This window comes from Bacillus sp. FSL R10-2201 (genome assembly GCF_038008665.1).
Taxonomy (GTDB): Bacteria; Bacillota; Bacilli; order Bacillales; family Bacillaceae_G; genus Bacillus_A; species Bacillus_A mycoides.
The window spans coordinates 1,825,805-1,841,686 of sequence record NZ_JBBOZP010000001.1 but is presented as its reverse complement, the minus strand read 5'-3'; the positions used below and the strand labels follow the sequence as shown (position 1 = coordinate 1,841,686).

Here is a 15,882-nt window from a genome sequence, read left to right as displayed (position 1 = left end):
GATAATTTACAGATATATATTAGCATAAGTACTCTCCATTTGAACATATGATGAAGTGAATGATAGGACAGGGAGGTATCATGATGTTCGCTTATACGTTAACTGCCTTAACACTTTGTTGTATCTCGATTCTTATTACATCATATATATCTAAACGCAAGGGTACCCTAATGGAGTATATGGTATTTATTATGTCTTTTAGTATGTGTATCGGTTTAAGTATCGGTTTTTATTTAGGTATTCTTTTTAAAGGTGAATTACTATATTCTACTTTGCTTGCGATTTTGATTAGTAGTTGTATCGGTTTTTTAGTCGGTCTACGGTTTCACCTATTTACCGCTTTAGAAGGAATGTTTTCTGGATTAATGGCAAGTATGATGGGAGCAATGATTACAGAAATGTTAAACGCTCAACAAGCTCACAGTATACTGTTCATTAGTCTTTTACTTACTATAACAATAACTATGTCATGTATAATTCAACTTTTATCAGAAACCTTTTCTACTTTTATCCAACGGCGTTTTTTATTATTACTTTCAATTAGTGTGGTAATTATCGTTGCCGTGTTCGTGACATTCCCCGATCATACTCCCCCATCTTCATCCGGGCACGATCAACATATGCATTAACACTTGCAACGAAAATGAATAAGCAGCTATCCATAGGATAACTGCTTCATATTATTCTGGCTTATTAGGAATGTTAGGGTTTGGAACATAATCAGATTTATAATCTGTATATTTCACTTCTGTTACCATCCCCGCTGAAGCATGGTGTAAATCATGACAGTGGAACATCCATTCACCCGGATTGTCTGCTACAAAGGCTACTTCATATTCTTCTCCTGGTTTTAAGTTCAAAGTGTCTTTCACAATTGGAGAACCTTCTACCGGTTTTCCATCTTTACTTAACACCTGGAAGAAATGACCGTGTAAATGCATCGGATGATCGTCCGCTTTAGAGCGATTTACTAATTTTACTTTTACTAAGTCACCCTTTCCCACTGAAATTGGGTCAATATCTGGGAATACCTTTCCGTTAATTGTATATACCATTTCATTTCCATTCATTTGCGTATTCAAGTCCATATTATATGTGGCAATATACTGTTGATTTAACGTGAAACTACCTAATTTTTTAGCACCATATTTCGTCATATCTAATTTCGGTAATTTTTCTTTTTCATCTGCTTTGTCTTTCATCTCTTTGCTGCCATCATATTCAATAATAGCTTTCATTCCTTTTGCACCTTTACTTTCTGAATGGTCTTCAACGTACCATTTCCCAGGATTGTTAGCTGTAAATTCAATATCATAACGTTCACCCGGTGCGATTGAAATTACTTTGTCTTTTATAACTTTTGGATCGTTAATTGGTTGACCATCTGTCGCAATTACTTTTATATCATGACCGTGAACATGTATATCATGTGATAGATAACCAGCATTAACGAGTCGAAGACGAACTTTATCCCCTTCATTCACTTTTAACAGCTCTACTAAATCTCCGCTTTTACCATTGATTGTGAATAAGTCATACATACTCATATCATGACCTTCCATCTTCATATTTCCATGGTCCATTCCTGCCATATTACTAGAGTCTTTTTTATCACTGTCCATACCGGAATGATCCATGCCTTTCATATCATCATTCTTTTTCGTATTTTCATTACCCTTAGATTTATTACCTGTTGGCCCTTTTGTCATTTCTTTTAACTGCTTATTAATTTCTTCTTTATCTGTAACCCATTCATCCAACATTAATGTGTAATCTTTATCATATTTTTCATTAGTATCTTCTACAATGAGAGCACCATATAAACCTCTATCTAGTTGATTCACAGAATCTTGATGCGAATGATACCAATATGTTCCTGGTACGTTCGCTTCAAATTCATAGGTGAAACTCTTTCCAGGTTCAACCGCATCTTGCGTCACACCTGGAATTCCATCCATGTTATTTGGGACAGGATACCCATGCCAATGAATAGATACTGGTGCAGATAATTCATTTTTTAATGTCACTTTAACCTTTTCACCTTTTTTCACTCTGATTTCTGGACCTGGGGATGAGCCATTAAATGTCCAGACTGGAACAATAACACCGTTACTTAGCTTTTGCTTTTCTTCTTTCGCTACTAAAGTAACTTCTGGCCCTTTTACAACTTTCAATGGTTTTGTAGCCGTTTCAGTCTGTGTTGTTTTTTTATCGTCCATATTTTTATGATCATTTGTTGTATTTGTGGTCGCAGAACATGCAGCAATTAAAGATATTACGGAGACTGTAACTGCTGTTAATACAAATCTCTTCATTGAAAATCCCTCCTTTTTCTTTTTCAAGATTATTATAGAAGACAATTTTCAAGAAAATATGGAGGTTTAAAATGGTCCAAATAAAAAGACGCCCAAAATTGAGCGCCTCTTCTAATTATTATTTCGTAACAACTTCATCTTCTTTTACATTTACATTATTTTCTCTCATAAACTCTTCAATCTCTTCAACTGTTCTAATGATATCTTTTGACAAGTTTTCATACCCGTCTTTTGTGATAAGAATATCATCTTCAATACGAATCCCAATTGATTCTTCTTCAATATATAGACCTGGTTCAATCGTAATGACCATACCTTCTTCTAATACTCTATCTTTGTATGTTCCTACATCATGAGTATCTAAACCTAGGAAATGACTCACGCCGTGATAATAATATTTAGATAGTTCCTCATCTTCTTGAATTAAACCAATAGCTTTACACTCTTCTGCCAGTATCTTTTTTGTGTGCTCATTTAATGCAGTAAACTTTAATCCTGGCTTAATAAGCTCAGTTGTTTCTTTCAATGCTTTTAACACTATATTATATATTTGTTTTTGGCGACTAGAGAATGTTCCACTAGCTGGGAATGTGTAACTAATATCAGCGTTGTAGTAATCTTTTTGAGCACCTAAATCGAGCAGCACTAAATCACCATTTTGAATTTGTGCATCATTATCTTCATAATGAAGGACTGTAGCATTTTTACCACTCGCCAAAATTGTATTGAATGCATGATGTTTAATTCCAGATGATTTAAGCGTAAAATCAAAATGAGCTTCTAATTCATATTCCATCACATCTGCTTTTGCATGCTTCAGCACGTTATAAATACCCTCTTTAGTTACAGCAATCGCTTCTTTAATGATTTCAATTTCTTCTTCCGTTTTAAACACTCGTAATTCACAAATATGCGGATATACATTACCAATTAAAACGTGTGGATACTGTTCTCTTACATATTTAGCAAACGCTAACGTTTTCGTCTCAGTACCCTTCCACTCACGACGCTCTAAATCTAAATACAGATGCTTCACATTTTCTGTGAAAAGTGTATTTGCCATTGTCTTCTCAAAGCTTTCTATATATACAACTTTTTTTATGCCTGAAATTTGTTCTGCATCTTCTTTAGAAACTGTTTTACCGTCCCATTTTTCCATTACTGGATCTGATTTTTCAATGAAAAGAGTTTCTTCCACACTATTTCCAAACTTTTTCAACATGAAAATAACATTTGGCTCATCGATTCCCGTTAAATAGTAAAAATTTCGATTCGGCACAAATTTATAATGTGCATCGGCTGACATATGAGGTGCTTGCCCAGCAAATAAAATAGTAATAGATTCATCCGGTAATGTGTTTACTAATCGTTCTCTATTTTGAGCAAAAAATGTTGATTTCATAATAATCCCCCTAGCGTTCTATGTATAATTTTGAAACTAATTATCCAATATAATTCATTCTATTATTGTTATAATTTTTCGTCAATTAATAGTGCTCATAGAGAAAAGAAAATCTTCATTACTAGGGCCCCTTCCACTCTAAATTCTGCATACCACTCCACAATTTCTTGACATTTATTCCATATACTTAAAATCTCATATATATGGAAAGGAGTCTACAAAAGTGAAACATTATGTAGCAACAGGGTTAGCAATTACTTCTTTATTAATAATTACAGGATGTTCTAGCAATGCTGAAACAGCACCAGCTAAAAAAGAAACGGTGCAATCTCAGCCAAAAAATAAAGAAACAGCAACTACGATTCCGCAAAACTTCTATAAAGAAATTACATCTGGAAAAATCGAGCACATTCATGGAATTGGCTACGCGGGAAATATGCCTGGGGTTTCTATCGCAACTCACAGTGGTATAAAAGTTTATCAAAATGGTAAATGGTTTGAAACTACGACTGAGCTACATGATTACATGGGATTTCAGGCAACAAAGAATGGATTCGTTGCCAGCGGTCATCCTGAACCAGGTGCAAATTTAAAAAATCCTTTAGGGTTAATGAAAAGTTCTGATGGCGGTAATACCCTCGAAAAGCTAGCGTTTTATGGAGAATCTGATTTTCATAACCTTGCTGTCGGATATAATACGGAAGCAATTTATTTATACAATGAGCGTCCAAATTCTAAATTACAACAAGGTTTTTATTTCAGTACGAACAACGGACAAGATTGGAAAAATAGTAAATTAAACGGTCTTTCAAGTACAATCCATTCCTTTTCAGCACATCCAGATCAATCTAGTGTAGTCGCGGTAAGTGCTAAAGACGGTGTATATTTGTCTACAGATTATGGAAATACATTTGAACTATTTTCTAAACCAGTTGAATCGACCGCAGTTACATTAAGTAATGAAGACATTATCTATGCCTCTATTAATAAGCAAACTGAGCAACTAATTACGAAGAAATCAATTGCTACAAATGAAGAAACAAACTTACAGATTCCATCTTTAGATTCTAAAGATACAATTATGTACATATCACAAAATCCTCAAAATTCAGCTGAAATAGTTTTTGCTACAATGAAAGCAAATGTCTTTCTTTCTATGGATGACGGTAAAACGTGGAAGCAGATTACTAAAAATGGAACATTACAATATAACTAGTTAGAAAGGTGAATATAACGTGTTTTCAACAGTTAGCGAGTGGAGTTATCAACTCATGTCTCCTTTAATGGATATCGCGAATGCTACGAAATCAATTCCTCTTTTATTTGCGTTTTTATTAGGCATTGTAGGTACCCTTTCTCCTTGCCAATTAACAGGAAACATTAGCGCTATTACACTTTATCCCGCATTAACGGGCAGTAAAACTCCCACCTCAAAATTCGGATAGTACAAAGAAGTTAGGTGGGATATCAACTGCCCGTAAATGCCCGATTGGTTCAACTAATAATCAGTGGGGGATGAACAACCCCCCCACTGATTAAAGTTTCACTTTATGGCAATCAATCTTTACAAAAGGGACATGTATGGAAACATATATTGTTATTTATTTTAGGAAAAATAATAGCTTTTACGACACTTGGACTATTAGTATGGTTCTTAGGAAAAGAGATTCAGCAAATATTAACTTTGTATTTCCCATGGTTACGAAAAATAATTGGACCTTTATTAATTTTAATGGGGCTAATGTTGGCAGGTATTATAAAAGGAAGAAGTTTCTTCTCGATCAAATTTATACGAAAACAAAATGAGGTTGGCTCATTTTTACTTGGATTCTCTTTTCCTTAGCCTTCTGTCCGACTATGTTCGTTCTATTTTTCGGAACGTTAATCCCTTTATCTTTCTCATCTAATTATGGATACTTGTTTCCGACATTCTTTTCGATAGGAACTGCTCTACCTATCGTTGTACTTATGTTCATCATCTCCTACCTTGGATTAAATGGGACTTTACTGAAAAAGAGCCGAAAAATAGGAAAAAACATTCAGCGTATAGCCGGTGTTCTCCTTATATTAATCGGGCTTTATGATACTGTCCTATATTGGTAATACACACAAAAGGTAAGCTTCAGTGAAATGAGCTTACCTTTTGTATCATTTTATTCATTTTTTCTTTTGTTGTAGTTGGCTTAGTAAATTCGTAACAAACGCCAGAAACAGTGCGTCATTTTCTTTTTTAGGTGACCATTGCATAATAAGTTGTCGTGGAATTTTAATTTCTATCGGTTGCACGATGAAGTCATGAATAATTTGTTTATGAAGTCCTGATAATGGAACGATTGTTATTCCTTTAACTTGTAAAGCCAGTGCTAACGCCGAACTAATTGTCTCTGATTCCATCACTTTATTAACTACTATTTCATTTTTCATCAAATATGGTTCAAGTACTTCTTTACAACCAGAGAGCGGCATTATAAAAGGATAATTTTTCAACTCTTTCATTGTAAGACCTGATGGAACTGACTTAGAAGAAACCATAACATACGGATCTTCACCAATTACATCATAATGAAATCCTGGTATTAAATTTTCTTTTATAGAAATAGAAAAATCTGCACTTCCAGAAGACAGCCAATCTAACACTTCTTGATAGCTTCCTTCTCGAACTGCAAGCACATACTGACTTTGATCAAAATTACCTAGTTCGATACACTCCGCCAAACAATATACAGTAACTGAAGGATATGTAGCTAATACAATCTTATACAAGTTATTATTTTTTAATTGTAAAGCTGTTTCTTCAAGGTTTTCATACTCCATTAGAAGTCGATCTACACAAACTAAAAATTTTTTTCCATTTTCAGTTAAAACAGTTCCTTGTCTAGAGCGATCAAATAATGTTATAGCATATCGTTTCTCTAATTTGTTTACGATATGAGTTATAGCCGGCTGTGTCATATGTAACTCCTTAGCTGCTAAACTAATGCTGTTCAAACGAGCCACGTATTTAAAAACTTTAAAATCAAAAACGTTCATTCTGTTCTCCTTATATAAAAGTTATTTATATCATCTATAAATAAGCTTCATTATATTTATCAATCCACTTCATATACACTAATTATACATCATCAATATTACGAAAAAATAAACATATAAACATTAGAGGAGTGTTGATTAAATGAGTACTTACGTTTTAGTACATGGAGCATGGCAAGGTGAATGGGCATGGGATTTAGTAAAACCTCAACTAGAGGCTTTCGGACATACAGTTATTACACTAGACTTACCTGGAAGTGGGAAAGATACAACTCCATCACAAAATATAACATTAGATTCCTATGTTAATGCAGTAACAACTATTATAAATCAACAAAATGAAAAAGTTATTCTTGTTGGACATAGTATGGGTGGAATTGTGATCACTCAAACCGCTGAGCTTATACCAAATAAAATCGATAAATTAGTATATCTTTGTGCATTCTTGCCACAAAATGGAGAAAGTCTTGGTAGTAAGTTAGACGGAGAAGCTGGCCCACAATTCTCTATAAATGAGAATGACATGACCGCAGAACTTATACCAGAGTTGATTGAACAAACATTTTCAAATGCTACAGAAGACGGTTCTATTAAAGGAGCATCTTTTAATCAAATGCGTCCTCAACCACTAGGACCGTTCCAAAAAGAGCTGAAAATATCAGAAGAGAACTTTGGAACTGTAAATCGTATTTATATCGAAACAACTCTAGATAGAGCGATTCCGATTGATTTTCAGCGCCGAATGCATACAGAAACTACTTGCACAAAAATAATTACTTTGGAAGCTGATCATTCACCATTCTTTTCTAAAACAACAGAACTTGTTAGTCACTTACATGAATTAAGCTAAACTTTATATTTTCCTTGTAGACACCCACTTACTGTAATACGGGTGTCTACTTTTCTTTTACCCTTCTTGACATATTCATATGAAAAAGTTAAAATAACTATAAATTAGTAAGTAACTAATTTAATTTAAAGTAAGAGGTGAACAAAATGCAAAACATTTTATTCCGTATTAACGAATTATCAAAAAAAGAAAGAACATCTGGATTAACAGTTAATGAAAAACAAGAACAACAAATGTTGCGTCAAAACTATACAAAAACATTTCGCGGGAGCTTAGATTCCATTTTATTAAACACAAAAATCGTTGATCAAAATGGTCTTAACGTTACACCAGTTGCATTACAAGATGCTCAAATACGTTTAAAATTAAGCAAATGAAATCAAAGCAAAAAAAACAATCTTATAAAACATAAAAAGAGCTGAAATTCCTATATAGAAATTCCAGCTCTTTTTATTGTCTTTTCTAATTTAGTAAACGAGCGATACATCGCAATTCTCCACGATACAATCATCGCAAAAGCGAGTAAGAAAAACATTCCACTTAATTGGGTTAAATCAATCGACTGACTTAAATATGATTTTAATGCTACCCGGACAGCTAATAAACCAACTAAAATAAATATGAACGCTTTTGATGGTTTCATATATATGTCTTCGCCTCTTATTTCGAACTTAGATGTTTTAATAAGAAATATAGAGAAAATAAGTCCTACGCTAATTGCCTCTACTATTTCTAAAGACGTTAATCGAAACTCTGGTAAGAAGTACATCATTGCACCAGTGCTCATAAAAATTGGCGGTAATATAATTTTCTTTTTCGTTACCGGTTTTTTCGCTGACTTAAAGCGAAGAAACATAACTCCAACGGCCATACAAACCGCTACTATACTTGATAAAAGTGCTAAACTCATACTCTCCACTCCTATCTATTTAAAAGATTTTTTGAGCAAAATCATAAACCAAACGAGCCCAACACTTATAATGACATGACCTAATCCAGCCATATGGCTTAAACCATTAAAGTCAGTTCCATTTACTTGTAGAATACCTCTAAATACCATTGTAGCAATAGTAAAAATTAATCCTACATTATAAACAACAAACCACGCACGAAAACTTTTTGTTTCACGGACATTAAATACTTTAAATAGAGCTAAAGCGACCAAAAAGAATACAAAGCCGAGCACTAATACGTGTGTATGCACTAATTGCAACATAGTGGATCCTTTAATGCCTTGCACTTTCGTATACTCTCTTGCAAATACACCTGATAATAAACCAATAATTAAGTAAATGAATGCTGCATTATATAATTTCTTCATCATATTCCTCCTGCTGTAGAACGACAATTTATATCGTCACTTTCCATATTCACTGCAATCATTTTACGCAAAGTTTATGAACGGAATATGAACAGATTATTACATTCTATTATTGAAAATAAAAAAGGCCATTCCACAACTATTAATTGTGGAATGGCCTTTTAACTTATTTTAAATCTTCAATTGAAAAGGCACCAGGCAGTAACTGCTCTACAGTCACTTCTTTTTCATCGCCTTTTACATTTGTTAGTAAAACTGGCATTTTCGGATCACAAAATTCAGCAATAACTTGTCTACAAGCACCACATGGTGAAATAGGTCCGTCAGTTTCTCCTGTAATGACTAAGTAACTAAAGTCGCGCTCACCTTCTGATACTGCTTTAAATATTGCTGTTCTTTCTGCACAGTTACATAAACCGTAAGAAGCGTTTTCTATATTACAACCAGTATAGATTTTACCTTCTTTTGTAACTAGCGCTGCACCAACAGGAAATTTAGAATACGGAATATACGCTTTCGATAACATCTTATTTGCTTCTTCGATATATTTTTTCTTATCCATATTATTTCCTCCTCAAAGTAAATGTAATTATGATTAGTCAGTAATAACTGTATGAACTAATTTAGGAGCCACTGCTGTTTCAGCGATAGAAATGTTCTCATAGATTTTTGCTTTTACATCTTCTACATTTTCGCGATTTGCATAAATCGTTACGAACGGCTCGCCTTCTTTTACTGCATCGCCAACTTTTTTACGTAACATTAATCCTACCGCTAAATCGATTTCATCTTCTTTTGTCGCACGACCTGCACCTAATAACATAGCTGCGATACCGATTTCATCTGCAACAATGTTTGAAATCACACCTGAAGTTTTTGCAGGTACATCAATTACATACTTCGCCTGTGGCATTTTTTCTGGATTATCTACAATTGAACTGTCTCCGCCTTGGTTGCTTAAGAACTCTTTAAACTTCTCAGTTGCTTTTCCATTTTTCATCACTTCAATTAGCATTTCACGAGCTTCTTCTAATGTATTTGCTTTTTTCGCAAGTACGACCATTTGGCTTCCTAATACAAGTACTAATTCTGTTAAATCTTCTGGACCTTCGCCTTTTAAAGTATCAATTGCTTCCTTCACTTCTAGAGCGTTACCAATAGCAAAACCAAGAGGTTGTGACATATCTGAAATTACTGCCATCGTTTGACGTCCAACATTATTTCCGATACGTACCATTGCATGAGCTAATTCTTTTGCATCTTCTTCGGTTTTCATAAATGCACCCGCACCTGTTTTTACATCAAGTACGATTGCATCAGCACCGGCTGCAATTTTTTTACTCATAATTGAACTTGCAATTAGAGGAATTGAATTTACTGTTCCTGTTACATCACGTAATGCATAAATCTTTTTATCAGCAGGTGTTAAGTTTCCTGTTTGTCCGATAACAGCCACTTTGTCACGGTTTACAATATCAATGAACTGTTCTTTCGTAATTTCAACGTGGAATCCTTCTACCGCTTCTAATTTATCAATTGTCCCGCCCGTATGTCCTAAACCACGACCAGACATTTTTGCTACTGGTACATCTAAAGCAGCAACTAATGGTCCTAATACTAATGTTGTTGTATCACCAACACCGCCAGTTGAATGCTTATCTACTTTAATGCCTTCAATTGCTGATAAGTCGATTGTTTCTCCAGACTCAACCATTGCCATCGTTAAATCTGCACGTTCACGATCCGTCATATCTTTAAAGAAAATTGCCATTGCAAGTGCACTCGCTTGATAATCAGGAATACTTCCATCTGTATATCCATTAATAAAGAATTTGATTTCTTCAGTCATTAATTCTTTTCCATCACGTTTTTTCGCAATAATATCTACCATTCTCATTGTAATCACCATTCCTTTTTATATTATATGAATCTGTTAAAATAATAAGCCAACGATTGTTGCTGATAAGAAACTTACTAACGTTGCACCGAAAAGTAATTTCAAACCAAATCTTGCGACTACATTCCCTTGTTTTTCATTTAAGCTCTTAACTGCCCCAGCAATAATTCCAATTGAAGAGAAGTTTGCAAATGAAACTAAGAATACAGATATAATCGCTGTCGTTCTATCTGAGAAATTAAAGTTTCCTTGTGCTAAATCTGTCATCGCAACAAATTCATTTGATACAAGTTTTGTCGCCATAATATTCCCTGCGTTAACTGCTTCATGCCATGGAACACCCATAATAAATGCAAATGGTGCAAATACATAACCAAGAATTTCTTGGAATGAGATACCGATTACACCTTTAAATACTGCATTAATGAATGCGATAAGGGCAACGAAACCAATTAACATAGCTGCTACTGTAATCGCAACTTTAAATCCATCTATAATGTATTCCCCTAATACTTCAAAGAATGTCTTTTTCTCTTCTTCTTGTACTTCTAACATATCTTCTTCTTCAGTAACTTCATACGGGTTAATGATAGAAGCAATAATGAAGCCACCGAATAAGTTAAGCACTAAAGCGGTTACAACATATTGCGGTTTTAATAACACCATATATGATCCAACGATAGACATAGATACTGTAGACATTGCAGATGCACATAATGTATACATTCTTTTCTCTGGCAATAATCCTAGTTGTTTCTTAACTGAAATAAACACTTCAGATTGTCCTAAAATCGCAGAAGCTACCGCGTTATATGATTCGAGTTTCCCCATCCCATTTACTTTACTTAATACTAGACCGATAGATTTCACAATAATAGGTAATACTTTAATGTGTTGCAAAATACCTATTAAAGCTGATATAAATACGATTGGCATTAATACACTTAAAAAGAATGAAAACTCTTTTTGATTTACTAATCCACCAAATACGAAATTCACGCCATCAGCGGCATATTTTAATAATTCTCCAAAACCATCTGCTATTCCGCTAATTAATATATTCCCTACGCTTGTATTTAATAATAAAAACCCCAAAATGAATTGTAATATAACCATCGTTATGATTGGGCGATATTTGACTTTCTTTCTATCATTACTAGCAAGCCAAGCGATACCTAAAATCAATACGAGGCCTAAAACACCGATTAAGTATTTCATAAGCCGTCTCCTCCCATTCGTATCCGCTTACATTCTTTTCAATTGTTAAAGCAATAGATACACTTTACTTTAAACGTGTATCTATTGCTTTTCACACTTTATTAATTAGTAATTATCTGTAGCACCTTTTGCATCATTTAATACGATTGCAACACTAGCACTTGCTCCAACGCGAGAAGCTCCAGCCTCTACCATTTTGTCTGCATCTTCACGTGTACGAACGCCGCCAGATGCTTTCACGCCAACGTTTGGTCCAACTGTTTTACGCATTAATGCGATATCTTCTGCAGTTGCTCCGCCAGTTGAGAATCCAGTTGAAGTTTTTACGAAATCAGCGCCAGCTTTTACTGATAATTCACAAGCACGAACTTTTTCTTCATCTGTTAGAAGGCAAGTTTCAATGATTACTTTTACAAGAGCTTTTCCTTTTGCTGCTTGTACTACTTCATAAATGTCTTTTTCAACGAACTCATTGTCGCCATCTTTTAAAGCACCTACGTTGATTACCATATCAACTTCAGTTGCACCTTTTGCGATAGCATCTTTTGTTTCGAATGCTTTTGTTTCAGTAGTGCTTGCTCCTAATGGGAAACCGATTACAGTACAAACGTCTACATCATGTCCAGCTAATTCTTCAGCAGCTAGCTTTACCCATGTAGGATTAATACAAACTGAAGCAAATTTGTATTGCTTTGCCTCTTCGATTACTTTCATAACATCTTCTTTTGTAGAATTTGGTTTTAAAATTGTATGGTCAATTAACTTTGCAATGTTCATTATCTTCACTCCTCATATCTTTTAACAACTTCATTCTAACTCTTAGTTGAACAAATGTAAATACACTTTTGAACTTTTGTTCATTCTTTTTTAGAAGGGAATTTCTAGTAATACATTGAAAGTAGTATAAGCTTGTAAATAAAGGATGTGAACCACTTGTTTAAGTCAAAATTCTTTATATTCACATTGCTAGTATGCACCTTACTATCCATATTTATTTTTTATAAAAGGGATGTTATTTTCCAAGAAGGAAACCCAGTTCCATTTGCTTTAGCTATGTCTAAGATGGTTATTCAAGATAAAGAAATGGTGGAAGTAGAACCGATAGATAATCAATACCCCTACTTAGTAAAGCGCGGAAAAATGGAACCTTTTATCGATATGATGGAGCAAGATGGCTGGAGTTTTGTAGATAGAGATATTATGGCTAACTCACTAATTTTTGAAAAAGGAGATCAATCAAAGAGCGTTCCTTACAAATACTTTACAAGGTACTACACATTGATTTATTCATACTAAAAATAAAAGGCTTTCTCAAAATTAATATTTTGAGAAAGCCTTTTATTTCTAACCTTTTTGATAATGTAACAATTCTTTCGCTGTATGCTGATCTATAATTAGTACATTTGCATACCCGCCACGTAACGCACCGTCAATTGCTTTTATTTTTCTATTACCACCTGCAACTAAAATAGAACGTTTCTTTAATTTAAGTTCCTCTAACTCAATTCCAATTGTACGCTTATTAATTTCTTCGCTACTAATATTTCCGTCTCCATCAAAGAAACGTGAACAAATGTCACCGACAGCTTGTTCTTTCAAAATGTTCGTTTCATCCTTATCTAAATATCCTAATCGGAATAATAACGCTTCATCACGCACTGTTCCAACAGTGAAAATTGCAATATTTGCTTGTTTCCCCATTTCAATAATGTGATGAATATGTCTATCTTGCTCCACTAATTCTTTTGTCACCGCATTATCAAATATAACTGGAAGAGGTAGATTTCTTGGCGTCGTTTGAAAAGCATCTGCAAATAACGCGATCGTTTCATTCGCATATGTATTTACACTTGAGTGACTAATGCCACCTTTTAACTGGACAACCTCTACACCTTTCACATGTTGCGGTACGATTTTTCTAGCGATTTCATACATCGTCATTCCCCAGCTTACACCAACGATATCACCAGTTTTCACTGTCTTTTCCATATACTCAGCTGCATATTTACTAATATACTCCGTAATCGTTGCATATTCTGGTACTGGAGAAAATACGACATGCGCTTCTAACAGGTTATACTTTTCTTTAAGTAAATTCCCAACGTTATCTAAGTCAGCAAATGGATCAGCTATACTAATTTGAACAAATCCTTTTTCTTTCGCATACTTCAATAATCTAGAAATCGTCGGTCTTGAAATATTTAATTTATTAGCAATTTCTTGCTGACTATAATCTGATTGATAATATAATCTTGCAACTTCAACGCTTAATTGTTGTTTATCCTTATCCATAGTAACTCATTACATATCCTTTCCTGTATTTCCTTTTCGTTACAAGCATTATACAGCTTTATGCAAAAAAATTCGACTCCCTTATTTATCAACCTAAACTTCTACTCCACTTAGGATTTACAATGAAACTTTTATTTTTTAGCTTCATACACTCGATACAAATGATCTTGAATCAGATAAAGTGAAACTTTAATCAGTGGGGGTTTTGTTCATCCCCCACTGATTATTAGCCCTCACCAATCGGGCTTTTACGGGCAGTCCGACTCCCACCTAACTCCCTCGTATTCGCCGAATTTTGAGGTGGGAGTCTTACTGCCCGCAAATAGCGGGATAAATCGATTCATATTTAATTCATTCTTTTTGTTCTTTCTGTAGTAACAATAACAAACATTAAATATCGTTTATGGAACTTCCTTAACGTACGGTAAAGCCAAGTTTTTTAATATAGAAATTCCTTAGCGTGCGAAATTCACGTTTTGATGGCGAGACCCCATCGCCATCAAGCTAAAATTTTATAGTACCCCCAGAACGAAATTTTGTGCTACTTGTAACAAAAAAGCACATTTTTTCGTTTTGGGGAGCAACCAAATTCTTAACTTGATGGTGATGGGATATTTACTTTTCTGAGCTTGATAGCGATGGACGATATCCCTATTACGTAATGATTGTTAGACGTCCAATTTGATTACACTCTTCAGCGAACCAAAGATCGCCATCCGGACAAAACGTGATACCATGTGGCTCTGCATTATTTGTAGGTATCGTATATTCCGTAATAACTCCTTCAACTGTAATACGGCTGATTTGGTTACCTCCCCATTCTGTGAACCAAAGATCTCTGTTCTTCCCAGGTATTATGGCATGAGGACGAGCGTTCGGCGTCGGTATAACAAATTCTTTGATCTCACCTTCGAACGTAATTCTACCAATTTTATTGCCTATGATTTGCACAAACCATATTGCTCCATCTGGGCCGCTCGCAATTCCAACTGGCCCGGAGTTGGGTGTTGGGATTGGATATTCTTTGACCTCACCTTTAGTGGTTATTCTCCCAATCCTATTGTTCTGATTCTGTGTAAACCATAATGCACCGTCTGATCCCAGAGTAATAAAAGAGGGAAATGATTTGGAGTTAGGCAATTCAAACTCGGTGATTTCCCCTGACTTTGTTATTCTTCCGATCCTACCATTATTCATTTCTGTAAACCATATTGCTCCATCTGGGCCTTCCGTTATACCAAAAGGTGCAGCGTTCGTTGTAGGGAGTACATATTCTTCAAAAAGACCGTTCATCGACATTTTACCGATCTTGCTTGAGTTATATTCCGTAAACCATAAGTCACCGGTCTGGTCCGAGATAATTGACATAGCTCCTGCATTTGCTGTCGGAATGGGAAAAGAATTTATTTCACCAGTAGCATTTATTCTACCAATTCGATTCCCTTTCTGTTCCGTAAACCACAATGCTCCGTCTTTTCCTACGGTTATTCCATATGGTCCTGAATCTATTTCATTGACCACATATTCTTGTATCGTGATCCTCATATCATTTCCTCC

General features: G+C 34.6%; 16 protein-coding genes and 1 pseudogene. 6 read left to right on the top strand and 11 right to left on the bottom strand.

Features of this window, described 5'->3' with window-relative positions:
* The first annotated feature begins 83 nt into the window (after positions 1-83).
* Positions 84-629 carry a hypothetical protein gene (locus NSQ69_RS09585; protein WP_016120021.1) on the top strand — a complete coding sequence of 182 codons (546 nt, stop codon included), beginning with the start codon at positions 84-86 and terminating at the stop codon, positions 627-629.
* Between the two features lie 51 nt (positions 630-680).
* On the opposite strand, the gene NSQ69_RS09580 is transcribed toward NSQ69_RS09585, so the two are convergent.
* On the bottom strand, positions 681-2,315 hold the full coding sequence (locus NSQ69_RS09580; protein ID WP_063225830.1) for a multicopper oxidase family protein: 1,635 nt from the start codon (positions 2,313-2,315) through the stop codon (positions 681-683).
* A 118-nt stretch (positions 2,316-2,433) separates the two neighbouring features.
* The gene (locus tag NSQ69_RS09575; RefSeq protein ID WP_063225831.1) at positions 2,434-3,717 is read right to left on the bottom strand and encodes an aminopeptidase P family protein; all 1,284 of its coding nucleotides are present in this window, start codon (positions 3,715-3,717) and stop codon (positions 2,434-2,436) included.
* A gap of 223 nt (positions 3,718-3,940) precedes the next feature.
* On the opposite strand from NSQ69_RS09575, the gene NSQ69_RS09570 reads away from it, so the two are divergent.
* A complete protein-coding gene (locus tag NSQ69_RS09570) occupies positions 3,941-4,933 on the top strand; it encodes a F510_1955 family glycosylhydrolase (protein WP_002126844.1) in 993 nt (330 codons plus the stop codon).
* 19 nt (positions 4,934-4,952) lie between these two features.
* Positions 4,953-5,820: pseudogene (locus NSQ69_RS27725) on the top strand (urease accessory protein UreH domain-containing protein).
* 54 nt (positions 5,821-5,874) lie between these two features.
* On the opposite strand, the gene NSQ69_RS09550 reads toward NSQ69_RS27725, so the two are convergent.
* The gene (locus tag NSQ69_RS09550) at positions 5,875-6,747 is read right to left on the bottom strand and encodes a LysR family transcriptional regulator (RefSeq protein ID WP_078204144.1); all 873 of its coding nucleotides are present in this window, start codon (positions 6,745-6,747) and stop codon (positions 5,875-5,877) included.
* Positions 6,748-6,889: 142 nt separating this feature from the next.
* On the opposite strand from NSQ69_RS09550, the gene NSQ69_RS09545 reads away from it, so the two are divergent.
* Together NSQ69_RS09545 and NSQ69_RS09540 are read left to right on the top strand one after the other, a co-directional pair.
* Positions 6,890-7,597, top strand: coding sequence for an alpha/beta fold hydrolase (locus tag NSQ69_RS09545; protein WP_341099199.1), 708 nt, complete (start codon positions 6,890-6,892; stop codon positions 7,595-7,597).
* Positions 7,598-7,743: 146 nt separating this feature from the next.
* On the top strand, positions 7,744-7,974 hold the full coding sequence (locus tag NSQ69_RS09540) for a DUF896 domain-containing protein (protein ID WP_341099198.1): 231 nt from the start codon (positions 7,744-7,746) through the stop codon (positions 7,972-7,974).
* A 50-nt stretch (positions 7,975-8,024) separates the two neighbouring features.
* Here the strand turns inward: NSQ69_RS09540 and NSQ69_RS09535 are convergent, their stop codons facing one another.
* The 6 genes from NSQ69_RS09535 to deoC form a co-directional block, all read right to left on the bottom strand.
* Complete coding sequence (locus NSQ69_RS09535; RefSeq protein WP_002012104.1) at positions 8,025-8,507, bottom strand: CcdC family protein; 483 nt, start codon at positions 8,505-8,507, stop codon at positions 8,025-8,027.
* Positions 8,508-8,522: 15 nt separating this feature from the next.
* Positions 8,523-8,918: a DUF2871 domain-containing protein gene (locus tag NSQ69_RS09530; protein ID WP_078204142.1), complete on the bottom strand. Its 396-nt coding sequence runs from the start codon at positions 8,916-8,918 to the stop codon at positions 8,523-8,525.
* A gap of 166 nt (positions 8,919-9,084) precedes the next feature.
* Positions 9,085-9,480: a cytidine deaminase gene (locus NSQ69_RS09525; protein ID WP_000358532.1), complete on the bottom strand. Its 396-nt coding sequence runs from the start codon at positions 9,478-9,480 to the stop codon at positions 9,085-9,087.
* Between the two features lie 33 nt (positions 9,481-9,513).
* Positions 9,514-10,815 carry a pyrimidine-nucleoside phosphorylase gene (locus NSQ69_RS09520; protein WP_002126836.1) on the bottom strand — a complete coding sequence of 434 codons (1,302 nt, stop codon included), beginning with the start codon at positions 10,813-10,815 and terminating at the stop codon, positions 9,514-9,516.
* A 36-nt stretch (positions 10,816-10,851) separates the two neighbouring features.
* Entirely contained in the window at positions 10,852-12,033 is a 1,182-nt protein-coding gene (locus tag NSQ69_RS09515; RefSeq protein WP_002035026.1) for a NupC/NupG family nucleoside CNT transporter, read from the bottom strand.
* Positions 12,034-12,138: 105 nt separating this feature from the next.
* A complete protein-coding gene (deoC, locus tag NSQ69_RS09510) occupies positions 12,139-12,810 on the bottom strand; it encodes a deoxyribose-phosphate aldolase (RefSeq protein WP_002012110.1) in 672 nt (223 codons plus the stop codon).
* A 156-nt stretch (positions 12,811-12,966) separates the two neighbouring features.
* Between deoC and NSQ69_RS09505 the strand changes: the two genes are divergently transcribed.
* Entirely contained in the window at positions 12,967-13,329 is a 363-nt protein-coding gene (locus NSQ69_RS09505) for a hypothetical protein (RefSeq protein WP_078204140.1), read from the top strand.
* A gap of 48 nt (positions 13,330-13,377) precedes the next feature.
* Here NSQ69_RS09505 and NSQ69_RS09500 read toward each other — a convergent pair whose 3' ends face one another.
* On the bottom strand, positions 13,378-14,325 hold the full coding sequence (locus NSQ69_RS09500) for a sugar-binding transcriptional regulator (RefSeq protein WP_000356572.1): 948 nt from the start codon (positions 14,323-14,325) through the stop codon (positions 13,378-13,380).
* Positions 14,326-14,979: 654 nt separating this feature from the next.
* Positions 14,980-15,870: a Vgb family protein gene (locus NSQ69_RS09495; protein WP_001223216.1), complete on the bottom strand. Its 891-nt coding sequence runs from the start codon at positions 15,868-15,870 to the stop codon at positions 14,980-14,982.
* Positions 15,871-15,882: the final 12 nt, after the last annotated feature.

Coding starts and splice junctions, on each gene's coding strand:
- NSQ69_RS09585 (WP_016120021.1), top strand. CDS start 84: ATGTTCGCTTATACGTTAACTGCCTTAACACTTTGTTGTATCTCGATT.
- NSQ69_RS09580 (WP_063225830.1), bottom strand. CDS start 2,315: ATGAAGAGATTTGTATTAACAGCAGTTACAGTCTCCGTAATATCTTTA.
- NSQ69_RS09575 (WP_063225831.1), bottom strand. CDS start 3,717: ATGAAATCAACATTTTTTGCTCAAAATAGAGAACGATTAGTAAACACA.
- NSQ69_RS09550 (WP_078204144.1), bottom strand. CDS start 6,747: ATGAACGTTTTTGATTTTAAAGTTTTTAAATACGTGGCTCGTTTGAAC.
- NSQ69_RS09545 (WP_341099199.1), top strand. CDS start 6,890: ATGAGTACTTACGTTTTAGTACATGGAGCATGGCAAGGTGAATGGGCA.
- NSQ69_RS09540 (WP_341099198.1), top strand. CDS start 7,744: ATGCAAAACATTTTATTCCGTATTAACGAATTATCAAAAAAAGAAAGA.
- NSQ69_RS09535 (WP_002012104.1), bottom strand. CDS start 8,507: ATGAGTTTAGCACTTTTATCAAGTATAGTAGCGGTTTGTATGGCCGTT.
- NSQ69_RS09530 (WP_078204142.1), bottom strand. CDS start 8,918: ATGAAGAAATTATATAATGCAGCATTCATTTACTTAATTATTGGTTTA.
- NSQ69_RS09525 (WP_000358532.1), bottom strand. CDS start 9,480: ATGGATAAGAAAAAATATATCGAAGAAGCAAATAAGATGTTATCGAAA.
- NSQ69_RS09520 (WP_002126836.1), bottom strand. CDS start 10,815: ATGAGAATGGTAGATATTATTGCGAAAAAACGTGATGGAAAAGAATTA.
- NSQ69_RS09515 (WP_002035026.1), bottom strand. CDS start 12,033: ATGAAATACTTAATCGGTGTTTTAGGCCTCGTATTGATTTTAGGTATC.
- deoC (WP_002012110.1), bottom strand. CDS start 12,810: ATGAACATTGCAAAGTTAATTGACCATACAATTTTAAAACCAAATTCT.
- NSQ69_RS09500 (WP_000356572.1), bottom strand. CDS start 14,325: ATGGATAAGGATAAACAACAATTAAGCGTTGAAGTTGCAAGATTATAT.
- NSQ69_RS09495 (WP_001223216.1), bottom strand. CDS start 15,870: ATGAGGATCACGATACAAGAATATGTGGTCAATGAAATAGATTCAGGA.